The 15,516-nt window shown below is 60.8% G+C and carries 13 protein-coding genes; 1 reads left to right on the top strand and 12 read right to left on the bottom strand.

From position 1 onward, the window contains the following. Nucleotides 1–15: 15 nt before the first annotated feature. Together GRI32_RS04810 and GRI32_RS04815 are read right to left on the bottom strand one after the other, a co-directional pair. On the bottom strand, nucleotides 16–672 hold the full coding sequence (locus GRI32_RS04810) for a hypothetical protein (protein WP_160589991.1): 657 nt from the start codon (nucleotides 670–672) through the stop codon (nucleotides 16–18). Between the two features lie 30 nt (nucleotides 673–702). Then, nucleotides 703–1,629, bottom strand: a complete 927-nt coding sequence (locus GRI32_RS04815; protein WP_160589993.1) for a hypothetical protein — start codon at nucleotides 1,627–1,629, stop codon at nucleotides 703–705. On the opposite strand from GRI32_RS04815, the gene GRI32_RS04820 reads away from it, so the two are divergent. Further along, the gene (locus GRI32_RS04820) at nucleotides 1,628–1,795 is read left to right on the top strand and encodes a hypothetical protein (protein WP_160589994.1); all 168 of its coding nucleotides are present in this window, start codon (nucleotides 1,628–1,630) and stop codon (nucleotides 1,793–1,795) included. The genes GRI32_RS04815 and GRI32_RS04820 overlap by 2 nt on opposite strands. A gap of 71 nt (nucleotides 1,796–1,866) precedes the next feature. Here GRI32_RS04820 and GRI32_RS04825 read toward each other — a convergent pair whose 3' ends face one another. From GRI32_RS04825 to GRI32_RS04870, 10 genes are all read right to left on the bottom strand, one after another. Beyond that, complete coding sequence (locus GRI32_RS04825) at nucleotides 1,867–2,886, bottom strand: hypothetical protein (protein WP_160589996.1); 1,020 nt, start codon at nucleotides 2,884–2,886, stop codon at nucleotides 1,867–1,869. Beyond that, entirely contained in the window at nucleotides 2,886–4,826 is a 1,941-nt protein-coding gene (locus GRI32_RS04830) for an ATP-binding protein (protein ID WP_160589997.1), read from the bottom strand. Before GRI32_RS04830 ends, GRI32_RS04825 begins: the two co-directional genes overlap by 1 nt. Beyond that, nucleotides 4,823–5,464, bottom strand: a complete 642-nt coding sequence (locus GRI32_RS04835; protein WP_160589999.1) for a Pvc16 family protein — start codon at nucleotides 5,462–5,464, stop codon at nucleotides 4,823–4,825. Before GRI32_RS04835 ends, GRI32_RS04830 begins: the two co-directional genes overlap by 4 nt. Continuing rightward, nucleotides 5,461–5,880 carry a hypothetical protein gene (locus GRI32_RS04840; RefSeq protein ID WP_160590001.1) on the bottom strand — a complete coding sequence of 140 codons (420 nt, stop codon included), beginning with the start codon at nucleotides 5,878–5,880 and terminating at the stop codon, nucleotides 5,461–5,463. The genes GRI32_RS04835 and GRI32_RS04840 overlap by 4 nt, the downstream gene beginning before the upstream one ends. A gap of 4 nt (nucleotides 5,881–5,884) precedes the next feature. Then, nucleotides 5,885–6,616 (bottom strand): hypothetical protein, encoded by a 732-nt coding sequence (locus tag GRI32_RS04845; protein ID WP_160590004.1) that lies wholly within the window; start codon nucleotides 6,614–6,616, stop codon nucleotides 5,885–5,887. Nucleotides 6,617–6,619: 3 nt separating this feature from the next. Then, the gene (locus GRI32_RS04850; RefSeq protein WP_160590006.1) at nucleotides 6,620–7,183 is read right to left on the bottom strand and encodes a phage tail protein; all 564 of its coding nucleotides are present in this window, start codon (nucleotides 7,181–7,183) and stop codon (nucleotides 6,620–6,622) included. A gap of 35 nt (nucleotides 7,184–7,218) precedes the next feature. Then, entirely contained in the window at nucleotides 7,219–9,819 is a 2,601-nt protein-coding gene (locus tag GRI32_RS04855) for a phage tail sheath family protein (RefSeq protein WP_160590008.1), read from the bottom strand. 59 nt (nucleotides 9,820–9,878) lie between these two features. Then, nucleotides 9,879–10,628, bottom strand: a complete 750-nt coding sequence (locus GRI32_RS04860; RefSeq protein ID WP_160590010.1) for a hypothetical protein — start codon at nucleotides 10,626–10,628, stop codon at nucleotides 9,879–9,881. A 589-nt stretch (nucleotides 10,629–11,217) separates the two neighbouring features. Further along, nucleotides 11,218–12,324 (bottom strand): M14 family metallopeptidase, encoded by a 1,107-nt coding sequence (locus tag GRI32_RS04865; protein WP_160590011.1) that lies wholly within the window; start codon nucleotides 12,322–12,324, stop codon nucleotides 11,218–11,220. A 74-nt stretch (nucleotides 12,325–12,398) separates the two neighbouring features. Then, on the bottom strand, nucleotides 12,399–15,503 hold the full coding sequence (locus GRI32_RS04870; RefSeq protein ID WP_160590013.1) for a TonB-dependent receptor domain-containing protein: 3,105 nt from the start codon (nucleotides 15,501–15,503) through the stop codon (nucleotides 12,399–12,401). Nucleotides 15,504–15,516: the final 13 nt, after the last annotated feature.

Here is a 15,516-nt window from a genome sequence, read left to right on the forward strand (position 1 = left end):
CTGTGCGCCCTCCCCTTAATACGATCCGGCGTTGATGCCGGTGCCCGTGGCCTGGCCAGAACCGCCAGCCGAACTGGCCAGTTCGACCAGATTCTGCTGATAGGTCATGAAGTCGAAACTGGCGCGACTGGAGGCGTCCAGATCGGTGTAGCTGAGCACGCGCATGGTGACCGAAACCGTCACCTGCACCGGGTTGAGCCGGTTATCGAACAGCTCCTCCGATATCTGGTAACCCGTCAGGCTGACCGGCAGCACGCGCTTGGCACCCCAGACAAACAGCGTGCGCGGCGCTGTCTTGGCGGCAATTTCCATCACGCCCGATGCCAGCTGCGCCTGTGCCTGTTTGACGGCGGCAAGCTGCGGATAGACCAGCAGTTCAAGCTGGGCGAGCTGCGGCAGGCTGCCCGATGCCAGCGCGGCGGCATTGCCGCTGCACATGCCGTCTGCCGCATCCAGTTCAATATCGATGCTGATGGTCTGCACCGGCGGACCGGTAAAGCGCACCGCTTGCGAGCGCGCCTGCGGCTCCCCGCCGACCAACTGTGGCTGCAGACTGCGCTTCAATGTGGCGGGATTATACTGGAAGGCGACCGTGCTGGGCGATCCGCCTGACACCGGAATGGTGACGAAAGCGCCCTTCAAAACCTTGGGACCGCGCGCCTGATAAGTCATGGCTGCACGCTCCTGCTGCTGGTGGGCGCGTCAATGTTCACCGGACACCACGCTTTCTTCATCCTCGTCGCGAAACCCCAGGGGCTGGGCGGTGAGCGGGAACTGCCGCTGTTGCGTTCCGGTGACCAGGCCAATTCCCTGTTCCACCAGTCCGGGTGCAGGCTGGCGCTGCTGCTGGCGGCGAAGCGCCGCATTATAGGCCCCGGCAGCCATCACGCCGCCAGTGCCAAACTGGCCCGGGTATTGCTGGCCCAGTGACTGAACCGCATGCGAAACCACCAGATCACCGGCATCCTTCTGGAAACCGGGTGTACCGCCGACGTCTGAATGGACCGCATTGGGCACGATATGCGTCTGCACCGCAGTTGAGGAGGATGCCTGGATCGGCAGATCGCGAAAACGCAGGCGCTCCTCACCCCCGGCCACGTAATTATTCACCCGCAAGACATTGGGCGGAATCGCGGCATCCTTGTGTTCATAGGGCACGTTGCGACGCCCCTCTGCTGTCTCCACGGTCATATGGCCTTTGCCCATTTCGGGCACCGTATCGGCCAGGTTGAGGCTGTGGACCGTCACGCCGGGCGGCCTTACCTGTTCACCCGTGTCGGGACAGATCAGGCCCCGGTGATGCAGGATCTGGGCCGCCAGAATCTGGTTCGCCGCACCTCGGCTGTGGCCCGACAGGTGAATCTCGTCATCCCCGCGGCGGTGGGCTGCAACCAATTCCCGCATGGTCTCGTCAATCCGCGACTGCTGGCCTCTTTCCGTCTGGACACCGCCAAATGCTGGCCACTCACGCCAGTCATGATGCCCTTTGCCCGGTCCGGCGATGGTCACGGTGTCACCGTGATAATCATCGCCAACACGGGTGACGCTGGAGGTTTGATCCGCGGGCCTGCCACTGCCCTGCGCGGCGATATGCAGCTCGCGGCGGATCACCTGGTTCGGCAGGCTCATGGTGCGAAACAGGCTGGAGGCGGGACCGGACGATCGTGATGAGCGCGGCGAAAGCGTCGAGAATGAATGGCGAGGAACCGCAGCCGCTGCCCCCATCGACCGGCTCAGCGCAGCTGCCGCGCCAGGCGCTTTCCTGATCACGGTCTTCACCGCTTGCGGACCGTAACGACTAGCCACAAAGCGCCTCCCCGCATGGGCGGCTTGTGCCGGGCACAGGAGGGTGGACGAGGCCTGTCATCAGAAATGACCCCGCTGCATGCTCATCGATGCCATTGTCGCAGCGGCTTCCTCATCTTCGTCTTGATCCTTCTCCTCATCCATCTGCATGGGCTGGATCGATCCGTCATCGTGAGGGCCTTCGAGCGCGCGAATGTGCTGTTTCAGCCTTTCCGCCTGCGCTTCGTGATATTCATATTCTTCGCGCGACATCTCCGGTCGATGCGGTTCGACCTGCTGATGAAAAATGGGTTGGTCGCCCATGGCTTCGTGATAATAGACCTGATGGATCGCCACCGCCTGGTGGGTTCCCTTTTTCTTCTGGAAATAGCTGCCGACGCGGATCCTGGGATTGCCGGAAATCGCCTTGTCGTAGGGGATCATCTGCGAATTGGCACCTTGCGATGCAGACGCAAGATTGACGATCTGCTGGCTCACCTTGCCAACTTCACCGACGCCGTGAGCATGGAGAATCTCATAATCGGTCCCAGGTACATAATCTCCTGAGGCCTGCTGATAGCGGGTGGCGCTGGCTTCGCCGGTTGCCCGCCTGAATTCCTTCCTGTGAGCGTTCTTGTCCCGGTGTCCAACGCTGGCTTTGACCGGTGACGGGTCCAGTCCGCTGTATTCGGTCGGCCCCTCGTAATACCGTCCCAGCCGGGCGCTCGCCATATAGGCAACATCGGAGAGCTGGTTCAGCGCCTCTTCCGGAACGGCATGGTGCGTGCGCAGGCTCTTCATCGAGCCGCCATGGCCGCCCTTATGCTCATCGGGCATTTGCAGAAGTTGCTGCTCTCGCTCCGTATAATGCCCGTATCCGGTATCTTCCAAAGGGGTTCTTGGGCCGCGTCCCTGCCATTCGGCGATCTCGTTCTCATGATCAAAATTCCAGCCGCGCTGATCCTTGCGCGCCAGCGGTTTGACCCTCCGCACCTGCGACTTGGTCCTCACCCTGGAAGTCGTTCGGTCGGCCTTGCCAATCTTCTTGCCGGGCCCCTTTTGGGCCGCCTTCGCCTTTCCGTTGCCCGGGGTCTTGCCCATCACCAGCCTCCCAGTTCTTCATCGCCAGGGGCGCGGCCGAGCTTTTCATATTCGAGCCGCGCGGACTGCTCGATGTGGGACATGGTGATGGCGCAGCCCTGGTGCGCGGCGAGGAAAGCGGCGTTCAGGGCAATATTGCGAATGCTGCCGCCGGCCAGATGCAGCTTTGCCAGCCTGTCAAAATCCACGCCGTCCAGCGGGGTTTGTGCCGGGAAAGCTGCGCGCCAGATGGCTTTTCGGGCGGGACCATCCGGGAAGGGAAAGTCGATAATGAAGCGCAGGCGGCGCAGGAACGCCTCGTCCAGATTGTCCTTCAGATTGCTGGTCAGAATCGCCAGCCCGCCATAGCTTTCCATCCGTTGGAGCAGATAGCTGACTTCCATGTTGGCGTGCCGGTCCTGGCTGTCCTTCACTTCGCTGCGCTTGCCGAACAGCGCATCAGCTTCATCGAACAGCAAGATGGCGCCGCCCTTCTCTGCCGCATCGAACAGCGCGCGAAGGTTCTCCTCGGTCTCGCCAATGTATTTTGAGACGACCATGCTCAGATCGATGCGGTACAGATCAAGCTGAAGTTCATTCGCCAGCACTTCTGCGGCCAGCGTCTTGCCGGTGCCGCTTGGCCCCGCAAACAGCGCGGAAATACCGATCCCGCCAGCGCCCGATGCGCCCATTCCCCATGTTCCGTGAACCGCCGCACGCGCGGCAACCTGCTGTGCGATGGTGCGCAGCAGGTCCCGCTCGCGCGCTGGCAGCATCAGGCTGTTCCAGTCTGCCCGGGGTTCCTGCCGGCGAACCGATGGCGGCATGCTTGAACGCGCCTGATCGCGGCAGGCGCGCCACAGCGCCTTGTCCAGCGGCTCGTCACTGCCGGTCTGCGCCCGCGCTTCCATGATCGCCGCGCGCATGGCGGCAACGGACAGATCGAACTGGAAGCCCAGCTGCGCCATCGCCCGTTCGGCAACCACACCGGGCGGCAGCAGCTGGCGCCACAGCTCCAGCCTTTCAGCAGGAGGGACCGCCGGGACACCGAAACCCGCCAGACGCTGTTCGCCATCGGGAGCCTCTCCGCACGAAACAGTGACCGGCAGCGTGGCATGGGCAAGAACCAGATCGAGCCGCTCGCGAGCCTCTCCCTCGATCGCGCCATTGCCGGCAGCAAGCATGATCCAGCTTGAACTGATCAGCGCCTCGCGCTCAACCTGACGGATCAGCACGGCCAGCTCGTGCCTGTCCGCTGGCAGATCGCGCAGGCGGATTTCGTGCACGCAATAGCCAAGCTTTGCCGCCGCAGCGGCAATGATTGCACGCTTGAGAACGGGATCGCCGCCGCGCAACATGATCGATGGCGGCGCCTCGGCCGCTTGCGTCGCTTCGCGCCAGCTGCTCGCGATATTCAGCGCCAGTTGCCGGTGACCGGGGGTGAGTTCGAGATCGGCCTCCACCAGTTTCATCTGGCTTTCGGTGCCCGGATCACGGCTGGACAGGCCCACCAGATAATGCAGTATCCGTTCATCGATGCGCAGCGTGGCGGTGGTGATCGGCATGTCTTTCTCGACATGCAGCAGGCGCCAGGACCGCAGGGGAGCATCGGGCAGCAGCGCGCTCCAGTGCGCACCCGGGAATGCCGCCAGCGCGAGCGAGAAAGTGGGCGTGGCGCCATCCTGCAGGCGCACAACCTGATGCGCGCATTCGGCATCCAGTTCCATCGCCGCACACAACAGCAGGATGTCGGCTTCAAATTCAGTCAGGCCGAAAATCTGCATCAGCCATGCCAGCGGGGTGGGACTGCTGGCCCCATCCAGCGTGGAAAAGCGCAACGGCGGCTCGCCCTGCCGCACAGCGTCCACATCGCCACCGGCATAGGCCGCGAGCATCTGCCTGATGCGTCGCAGATCTTCGACCAGAGCCTTCTTGGCGATATTCTCCAAAGGCGCGTTCATCGGCCCGCCCCGGCACGGTAAGCCGCTGTTTCATCCTGCGCTTCGGGCAGGGCTTCGGGCAGGGATTCGGCCTGTTCGGCATCGATCATCAGCGGATGAACGACATACATCAGCGTGCGGCGATGGCGGACCTGGAAGAACGATGACCACAGCTTCGAAATCTCGTCAAAATCGAGATAGCTCGGGGTGATGCAGATCGTGTCATGCTGGCCCGAAAGGTCTGCCCCAAGCAGATCGACCGCGCCCTTTGGTGTGTAATGCTCCGTGGTCGCCAGATTCTCCAGCCGGGCGCGGCTGATCTGCGGCATGCCGTGGAACCTGCCCACGACCTTGCCCATCATCAGTTCCGGCTCCAGCCCGTCGCCCGAAAAGCTGATCAGGTAATGCAGGTTGATGGCGGCCTGCGGCTTGCGCCACAGTTTCCCGTCCGCCCCCCAGCGCGGGAGATCGTGATTGCGCAGTTCGGCGTTGGTGGTTACCTGGTAAAGGTAGAGATTGACCTCCGACTTGCCATCGTGATCCTTTGCATCGGGCGGGCCAACATGCACGCGCGCCCGGTCCAGCACCTCGTTCACCGCTGTCTGGATAATGCGCTGCAAGGCGGAAGTTACCATGGCGATGCTGCGATAATCGCTCATCCCAGATCCCGCCTGATCTGATCCGGGCTCATCCGATCGGTCCTGCCTGATGCTGCCATCCGCTGCCGACGCGAGGGCGTGGACCGGCGCGCGGCGGACAGGGCCTCGTCATGATCCTCTGGCCGCGGCGTGATCGCGCCGGGAATTTGCAGCGCAGCGGGGCGCGAATGGCCCTGTACGGGCATCGGCAGGTCGGACGGGCGGATACTGCCAGCCGCAAAGCGCACCGGCATGCCATCGCCGCGCAGCTTGCGCGGTTCGATCACCGGCAGCGGCAAGGGGATGGGCTGGCTGCGCTTGGCCTCGCTCTGGTGACGGGCAGAGAAGTCTATCGTCCGGGCGCCATAGTCCGCCGCCGGGCTGACTTGCGGTCTGTCTCCCTGAATAGCGCGCACTAACCAATCGGAACTGGACATGGCATCACTCCAGCGCTTCGAGATAGAGCTGACGCCGCGATGCGCCCATTTCCAGGATATCGTTCTCGCGCCAGCCATAGCCCCGCGCCAGCGCGATCACATCGTCCAGCGTGGTCCGGGCCAGGCGTTCGATCTCGGTCCAGAAGAAGGCGGCGATATCGAGCGGAGCCTGCCACACATGTTCGCACGCAGCGCAGCCCAGCGCCACGCCGGGGCGAGACAGCGGATCGCGGGCAGCAACTTCGCGCGCGATGGCCGCACGCATGCTGTCGCTCAGCGCCGCCGATGGCAGTGTTTCGCCCGCATGTTCGGCCTTCAGCAAGGCGCGATCGACCAGCGCCTCGGCAATTTCTTCCTCGAAAAAGAGATCCGCAGTGTGCGCAATATCGGTGCTGTCATGCAGCCGGCAATGGAGGGTGTAGCCATCGATGGCGAAGCTGAACTCGCGCTGCGGCGCGGCGGCGTTGCCATCCAGCAATTCGTCTATCGACTGTTCGAATTCCAGCGGCTCGCTGCATTGCGGACATTTGACGAAGGCGCGCATGATCGGGCCGATAGTGGCCTTGCGCAGCGCGAACAGGCGGGCATTGCGCTCGCCCAGCGTCAGCGTGCGCAGGTGCTCCGCGTCGCCGCATTCCTCGCCCGCGGCCACGATTTCGAGCGCGCGCTGCCAATCCGGTTGCGGCTTGCCGCGTTCCCAGATCGCCACCATCTGTGCTGGCGAGATCGCAGGCACGGCTTAGCTCGCTGGCAGTGTGTAGCTGGGCTCGGCCGGTTCGGCGACGGAGGTATCCTTCTCCCAGCCTTCGTTCTCAAGCTTGAGCATCGAAATGGCCACGGCATTGCCATTGGCATCAAGCTCTGGAAGCGCGACGAATTCCGACGGCCAGCAGCGATAGATATTATACGCCAGCACCTTCTGGCCCGCCTCGTTATAGACCTCCAGGATAATGTCCTTGCGGAAATCCTTGAGCGATACGTCCTGATTGCCGGTGCCGCCCTGCTGATCATCGGTGATGTGATTGTGATAATCCCACACCTTGTTGGCCCATTGCTCGAAGGCCGGATCGTGGGTGACGCCGCGCTCCAGCGTGATCGCCGCATATTCGCTCTGTCCGGGCATCCGCCGCGGGACCGACGGATCACCGCCCGATCGATGGGTGACGACCTGCGTAGATCGCGAAAGCGCGCTGACTTTCGAGACGCCCGCCACATATTTGCCATCCCACTTGAGACGGAATTTGTGGCTGCGATACGGATCGTAGCGGTAAGTCGCCTTGGGAAATTCGGTGTTGGTTGACATGGTTCTATCTCAATCCTTGGCGAGGCTGTTTCAGATCACGCGCTTGCAGGCGCGGTTTGCTGAATTTGCAGGATGACGAACTCCGCCGGATCTACCGGCGCGATCCCGACGGTGACGGTCACGATTCCCCGGGCAATGCGGTCAGCCGTGTTGTTCTTGGCATCGCATTGCACCGTGTAATCATACAGCGCGCCCTGGCGTGCGAGGCCTGCCAGGAAGGAACCCACTTCCAGCCGCAGGGATGACCACAGCGCTTCGTTATTGGGTTCAAACACCGCCCATTGCGTGCTGCGGTAGAGGGATTCCTCCACGAACAGCGTGAAGCGGCGGACCGGGATGTATTTGTAGGCGTCCTCGAATGCATCGGCGCCGCGCAATGTGCGTGAACCCCACACCACCGGACCCACGATCGGGAAGCTGCGCAGGCAGTTGATGCCCTTGGGATTGAGCTCACCGTTCTCTGCGTCGGTCAGCTTGACGTCCAGCTTGCTGACGCCTGCCAGACCCGCTGCCTGCCCGGCGGGTGCTTTCCACACGCCGCGCCCGACATCGGTTGCGGCCATGACACCGGCAATCGCACCGCAAGGCGGGAACAACGCCTGACGCCCCTTCATCTTGAGGTCTTCTTTCCAGATGCGCGGGAAGTAGACGGCGCAATTGCGCGCATATTCCTGGCCCCCGGCATTGGCGCCGGTGATCCCGACCTGCGAGGGATCAAGCTGCGAGAGCAGGCCCTGCCTTGCCTTGTCCGCCCAGTTTGCAGGCGGATCGACAATGAAGAAGGCGCGCTTGTTGGTGCAATATTCCGCTGCCGCACCGCGTACCAGCACGTCCAGATCCTGCATCGATTCGGCCACTTCGGGCAGGAAACGGCGGTCTGGCGGAATGCACAGCAGATTGAACAGATCGGTCTTTTCAAGCAGGTAGATACCTGTCTTGCGGTCCTGATTGCCGAGGTAGGTCGTCGGCGTCAGATAGGTGCCGTTATTGCCACCCACACCTTGTGCCACCTGGCCATCGCCGGGCGGCATGCCGGAAATCTGGTCCACCCGGGCAAGCGCGGATTCGCTGGCCAGCACCTTGTCCACCCGGTTGGGGTAATATTGCTTCTCCCCTTCCTTCGATACCGACAGGTTGAGGTAACGTTCGCTGGCAATCGCCTGACCTTTGGCATTGTAGAGCGTCAGCGTCAGGTTAAACAGGTCGTCCGCGGTAATCTGATATTCGCTCTGGAACTGCTTGGCGGTTTCCGCAGAAATGCCGTTCTTGTCCGTCTTGGCGGTCAGCAGATTGCCCCACTTGCCCGGATTGGCAGCCTTGAGCTGGAGCGTCGGGAAGAAGGTGATACCGGTCTTGGTAAAGTCGGCCTCGGCCTTGGGCAGGAAATAGATCGTGTTCTGATCGATGTGGCGCACGCTGTAGAAGGTATCGTCACCTTCGACCTGGAATGTGTCGCCAATATCCACCGTGCCCAGTTCCGGCGGGGTTATCGTGATCGATATATCGCCGGACTTGGCCAGTTTCTTGATCGTGGCGTTTTCAGGCGGCGCGCGGTTGAAGATCGGCGCGCAGCAGAGGCAGAACTGCGTAGACGAAAAAGTCCCGCCGCCCAGAATGGTGACCGTAATCGTGGCGTCCGCCTTGGCCGTCGCCGCGGTATATGTGCCCACCACATAGGTGTTGGGATCATTGGCAACGGTGAACTGATCGCCGGGCAGTGGCGCGTTGGTGCCATTGATGATGGAGAGCGTGGCGATGGTCTTGGCGCTGTTCAGCGCGGTCTGCTCGATCTCCCAGCCCAGCGGCATCGGCAGGGCGACAGGCGATGAGAAGATCACCGCGCCGTCGGCCGCCGTGGGCTTGCCGGACAGGGTCAGCTTGAGCGTCAGATTGTTCGGGTCGGTCCCGGTCACCTGCGGGCTGGCGATGATCGCATAGGATGCGCCGGTGGTGTCATTGGCGAACTGGATCAGGTCGCCAAGTTCGGGAATGCCGCTGCCACCCGCCAGGGTGATCTGGTTGTTGCCCCCTGCAAAACCTGTCCAGCCTGACGGACTTGGCCCGGCCTGAAACACCATCTTGGTGCATTTGCGGAAGTCCCTTGCCAGGACCGGGGCAATCGTGACGCTTGCCAATGTCTTCTTGGTCTTATTGGCCGGGGTGAAGCCGGTTACGGTATATTGAGTGCCGGGATCGCCTTCCAGCGCGAAGGTCATGCCGGCAACGGGTGCAGCCTCCGACTCGGCATCTGGCGGAGCTACGGTGAGGCTGGTTGCCCCGGCCGTCGCATTGGCATCGATCAGCCAGCCATCGGGCGCTGCAGGGGGTGCGGGCGGGAAGCGCATCCGCGCCGCGCCATCGCCCAAAGTCGGCTCGAACAGCCGCGCGATAACCGCCTGCGATCCGCCATTGTTGAAGAAATCCTGGACCGCATAGCTCATCGGATAATCGAACTGCAGCCCGCCAAACAGGTTCTGGAAATCTCCATAGCTGTTGATCGTGATCGGCTCGTCGGTCGATCCGAACAGCGCCCTTCCCACGAAGGCCGCAATATTGGTGGCAACCGGCGTGACCGTTTTCTGGCCGCTGGGCAATTCCTCGATATAGACACCGGGATAGCTGACTTCGACGCTCATGGGGCTTCCTCTGTTCTATTGGATCAGGCGGATTCAGGATCGCCGGCTGAAAGCCGGGATCACTGATCGCGAATGGATTCGACGCTCTGCCAGAAGGTCTGTTCGGCGGTTGCTGTGGTCAGCAGTTTGGCCACCACTGTGTTTTCGGTGGCACCGATGTAGGTGACATAGGCGGTCATCATCGTGCCCGCCGCAGATGCCAGGGCCGAACCGGCAGCTTCGACAGCCGAGACATAGGCCTGAACAGCAGTGGCGATGTCTGTCTTGAGAGTGGCGATCAGGAAATCACACCGACTGCTGCTGTCGTCGTTGAACTTGGCTCCGATCGCATTCATCGCCGTTGTTTGCGCGTGATCGACATCGACCTTCGCGGCCGAAACAGCATCATTGTAAACTGCCACAGCGGTATTCCAGGCGTTTACTGCGGATTTATAGGCCGTGTTTGCGGCCACCTGATCCTTGCGATCAGCATATTTGGCATCCGCGATGCTGGTATCATAGGTGTTGCACGGAGTTGTTATGTCCGAAGGTAGGTTGCCGCACTCGTCGCCAGGCGAAGTTTCCTGCCCTTCGTAGATACCCAAAGCAACGTCGAGAGCTCTGCCAAGTTGCTCAGATATAGCTTGCGGCTCGGTATTCAGCATCTTCACATCAGCAATATTCTGAAGTGCGGATGTCAGGTTTGTTTCCACATCTAGCTGCGATATCGACGCAATAAGCGCCGAAATCGCCAAATAGTCGTCTGAATTTGAGCGGCGCTCCGCCACCGGCTGCTCAGATACTTTGGATCGCTTCTTGGAGTTCGCCATCAATTTGCTCCCGAGTAAATTCATCTCGGATGCAGATCGATATTATACTGCTTTAGAGTCAATCGACGCAAAAATTGCCACCCAATTTGGGACAGATTCCTTAATTATGAACTATTTCATAGTATTTTTCCTACACAGTAGAATATATATTGAAATATTCAAAAACTCATACTTATCTTACCAATATATACTTAGTTGAGTGGGAAACTATCTGCGTGATTTTATAATTATGTATGCTTATGACTGTTTCTCAGAGCATTATATTGTCAATCTATTGCTCATTTATATACTGAGTACATAACATTATCATATTTTATAATATCCAAGTTTCTTCTATAATTAATTCAATTTATATGTTTAAATATTAATATTCCCTTTTTGGAATTTTTATTAAAGGCACGCGATTTTATCTGTTTTTTGTTGAGATTGAGCCATTTTTATAGCCCCCTGATTGACAGGGATGACGCAGAAGCCTTCTTTCGGCTGTACGCGATAGCCACCAGCGCGGGTTCACCATGCGCTCGCAGGCGACCAAAGACGCGTTTCAATTGTCGGCTTTTGACGTCCGGATCGCTGCCGAAGCAGCGTTTCAATCCAGCAGCAGCACGTCGATCAGGTCATCGGCCAGCTGCCGTGCCGCAGCATCTGCAGCTTGCGGATCGGCGCTGTCGGACACCTCGTAGGTGTATGCGGGAATGTCGTAGGCCTCGTGGAACCAGTTCTTCGAAGTGCCCGATCCCGGGTTGGCATTGCGGCGCTCTATGGTGAATGGATATCCGGCAAACTCCTGTTCCCGCCCCTCCAGCCAGCGAGACAGGAACTGGCGCTGCGGAGCGCTTGCCTCGTCGCCCTGAACATAGAACAGATTATTCTGGGTGGAATGGAAATCCAGCATCACCACCGGCCTGGCGGTTTGCGGCATGGCATCCAGCCAGCGTCCCACGGCGGCAGTTTCCGGCTGGGTGAACAGCCCCCAGTCACGGTTGAGGTCCTTGCCGCCCAGATTGGCGCGCCAGTGTCCGCGCGCCACGCCATCGGGGTTGAGCAGCGGCACGGCCAGCAACTGGAAGCGCCCGTGCGCCGCCGGATCGCTGGCGAGCCGGGCCAGCACCTGTTCCAGAAAGGGCTCCATCGCATAGGCGCCGGTCACTTCGGGCGGATGCTGACGGCCCAGCAGCACGATCAGTTCGGGCGCGGAGCTGTCGCCATAATGCAGCGCCTCTATCGGCAGGCCGGTGTGGGAATATCCCAGCGTAAGGCGTTCCACCCCGTCCAGCGCGGAAAGCTGGCCCAGCTGGCGATCATAATCCTGCTGCACGATCAGTGGCTGCGCGCTGACGGTGCCGCTGCCCGGCGGAAGCGTGAGCACGGCGCTTCCGCTATTATCGACGCTCTGCGCGGAAATCTCGCTGGTGCCCTCCGCAGTGGTCAGCTTGGGCGTGTAGCGATGGGCCGCACCCAGATAATCGATCCGCACGCTGATCGGCGCATTGCCGCGCGCTTCATAGCGAAAGGCATACCACGGGCTGGGATTGATCGGCGGGGCGTGTTCGGGGGTGATGACAATGGCGAACTGCCGCTCCCCCTCAATCACGCAGGCGGACTGCGGTGCTCCATCGAAATCGAACGAAATGGCCGCCTGCTGCGTGTGGCAGCCGGTTGCAGCTGATGCCGAAACGCCAACTGGCGGGGTCAAGGTGGTGCACCCTGCCCCCGCCAGGAGGATTGCCGAGGCTAACAGCCATCTGGCGTCAAATGCAGCCAATCAGGTCACCAGCGCTTGCGGATTTCGAAGGTGTACTGGCGGCCGCGTCCATCGTGCAGATCGCTGAAATAGCCATAGGATTCGTCGGCCAGCGGCGGCGCCTTGTTGGTCAGGTTGTTGATGCCGAAACGGAAGCGCGTGCCATCCAGCGGGCCATCATTGTCGATCGAATAGCTGATCGACGCATTCATGACGAACCAGTCATCCACCCGGTAGAAGGAGCCGGGATCGGGATTGGGATCGCCATTGATATCGGTGGCATCCTGGGTGACGCTGTCATCAAACACACCGCCTACATAGCGCCCAAACCAGCTGATGCGGAAGGGGCCATTGTTCCAGTTGACCTGCGCGGTCCAGCGCCATTTGGGCCGGCCGTTCAGCTCACGAAGCTCGCCGATGTCGCTGATGACGATGCTGTCAGGCAATGTGCCATCGGCCACGGCATCGAGAAGTTCCTGCCCATCCGCGCCGGGCGACTGGAAGAAACTGTCGAGATAGGCGGCATTGAGCGCGACATCGAAATCGCCAAGGCCGAAATCGGGCACCGCATATTGCAGGCCGAAATCCCAGCCCTTGACCGTGCGGCTGTCAAGGTTGCGATAGGGATCGAGCACCTGCCGAACGTCACCCACGGCGTCCAGACCCGTGCCTTCGAACAGCGCAATCTGGTCTGCATCGGGATCATCGCGCAGCACGTTTTCATTGAATCCGCCGTCCAGGCGGCGCAGCAGATCGAGGGCGATGGCATTGTCATCACCGAACACGCCGACGATGCCATCCTGCTGGACACGCCAGTAATCGGCCGTGATCACCAGTCCCGGAATGAAGCCGGGTGTCAGCACCAGGCCCAGGTTGATGCTTTCGGTATCCTCGGGCTTCAGCACATTGGTGCCGGTGCGCAGGGATACGGTGCCCTCGCCCGAACAATCATCGAATGTGTCGATATCGTCCTTCAGGATCTGCGCATAGCACTGCACGTAATCATCGCGCGTGTTGACGCGGGTGGTGCCCACATCGTTCACCTGCACCAGGTTGGGCGCACGGAAGCCGCGTGACCATGCGCCGCGGGCCATCAGGCCATCGAACAATGTCCACGATGCAGCGATACGCGGGACCACGGTGGTTTCCTTGATATCGGTGAAATGTTCGAACCGGCCAGCCAGCTGGACCACGAAATCCTGCACCAGCGGGATGTCCATTTCGGGCGAGACGACCGGCACGAACAGCTCGGCAAAGCCCGAATAAACTTCTCGGTTGCCGCTGGTATCGGGTGACGGGCTGGAGCCCAGCACATCGCTGCCGAAGAAATCTCCGGTTACTGAATCGGTGAAGGTGAACGTGCCATCAAGGCGCGGATCGCGATCATCGATAAAGGTCTCGCGGCGGAATTCCACACCGGCTGCCACACCCACATCGCCGCCGGGAATGGTGAAGATATCGTCGCGCGAAACCTTGAAATCGGCCAGCGCCAGAGTGGTTTCACCCTTGCGGAACACATCGATGCGGATGGGGTCGAGCGCGGCATCGCTGTTAGGTGTGCAATCGCCATTGGCAGGCGCAATCCGGCCATCATCGTAATAGCAGCCGCCATTGAACGGATTATAGGCGCTGGGATCGCTGAGGTTGATCTGGTCCTGGAAAGCGGTGGTCGATATGCGGCCCCGCGTCAGATCGGTCTTGTTTGCCTGATGATAGACGAAGCCGGTATCGAAATCCCATTCTCCAAAATCACCGCGCAGGCCGAAGACGAGGCGGAACTCATTCTTGTCCACCGTGCCCAGACGCGGCCCGGCATCGATCACGCGGTAGCGTTCCATGATCAGGTCACGTCCGCTGCTCGATACGCCGTCAATGCCATCGGTCAGGCGGTTGGGATTGGGCGAACCATCGGGGAAGGTAACGGGGCCAAACGGGTTCCAGTACGCATTGCGGGAAATGCCGATGGGAACCGCTGTCAGATTGGCGCTTGATTCACGCAGCCGCTCGGACTTGGTGCGATAGAAGCTGCCTTCGAAATAGAACTCCAGCGCCTCTGTCAGTTCATGGTTGAACAGCACAGACGCATTATAGCGGTCTTTGTCAGAATAGAGCGTGCGGTCGGCATCAAGGTCATAGCGCAGGTCAACGTCCACCGAAGTGCCATTGTCGGCGCAAATGCCATTGCCCAGATCGAGCAGGCAACCGGAGAAGCTGTCTGGCTGGATCTGGAAATCATCGTCGCCAATATCGGTCGCCGAACTGGCGCGCGATCCCTGAATGTCGAACTGGCCCCACGGGGTGAGCGTGGAAGTGCCGCGGAAATCGCTATCACCCTCCCACGGCGTGCCGACAAGGCGCGGGTCGTAGCGGCGATCGCTGCTTTGCGAATAGAAGCGCTCGCTGGCGGGAATGCCGTTCTCATGGAAATAGCCGGCATAGACGGTGATATTGCTGCGGCCATCGTTGAAATCGAAACCCAGGCCGCCGCGCAGGCTGCCGTTCCACAAGTCGGTTCCGTCAGAGAAGCGGTAATTGCCCTCGATGAAACCGCCCTCGCGGTTGCTGCGCAGCACGGTGTTGACCACGCCTGCCACCGCATCGGCGCCGTAAATGGCAGAGGCGCCATCGCGCAGCACTTCCACGCGGCGCACGCTGCCCGGCATGATGGAATTGGTGTCGGGAGAGACGACAGGCACCAGCAGTTCCGTCTGGAAACCGGGATCGAGAACCATGCGGCGGCCATTGAGCAGCAGCAGCGTATTGCCCGTGCCGAGCGAGCGCAGGTTGATCGAGGCGATATCGCCGCGCGCGCTGTTCACACCGCCGGTGGTGTTCTGCTCGTTAAAGGCCACGGCACCGGCCTGCGGAATGGCGCGGAACAGCTCATCGCCCGAAGACGGGTTGATCGCCTCGATCGATGTCTCGTCAAGCACGGTGACCGGCAGCACATCGTCGATCTTTGCGCCCTTGATCTGCGTGCCGGTGACGACGATCACGTCATTGTCACGCGTGCGCGACTGGCCCTGCTCGCTGGCCGCGGGCTGCGCGTCCTGCGCATTGGCGGAAATGGTGGTGGCGACAAGGCTGGTGCTGCACAGCAGGGCCAGCTTGCCGATGGTGGTAATGCTCATGGCGATATTCCCC

The organism is Alteraurantiacibacter aestuarii (genome assembly GCF_009827405.1).
Classification (GTDB): Bacteria; Pseudomonadota; Alphaproteobacteria; order Sphingomonadales; family Sphingomonadaceae; genus Alteraurantiacibacter; species Alteraurantiacibacter aestuarii.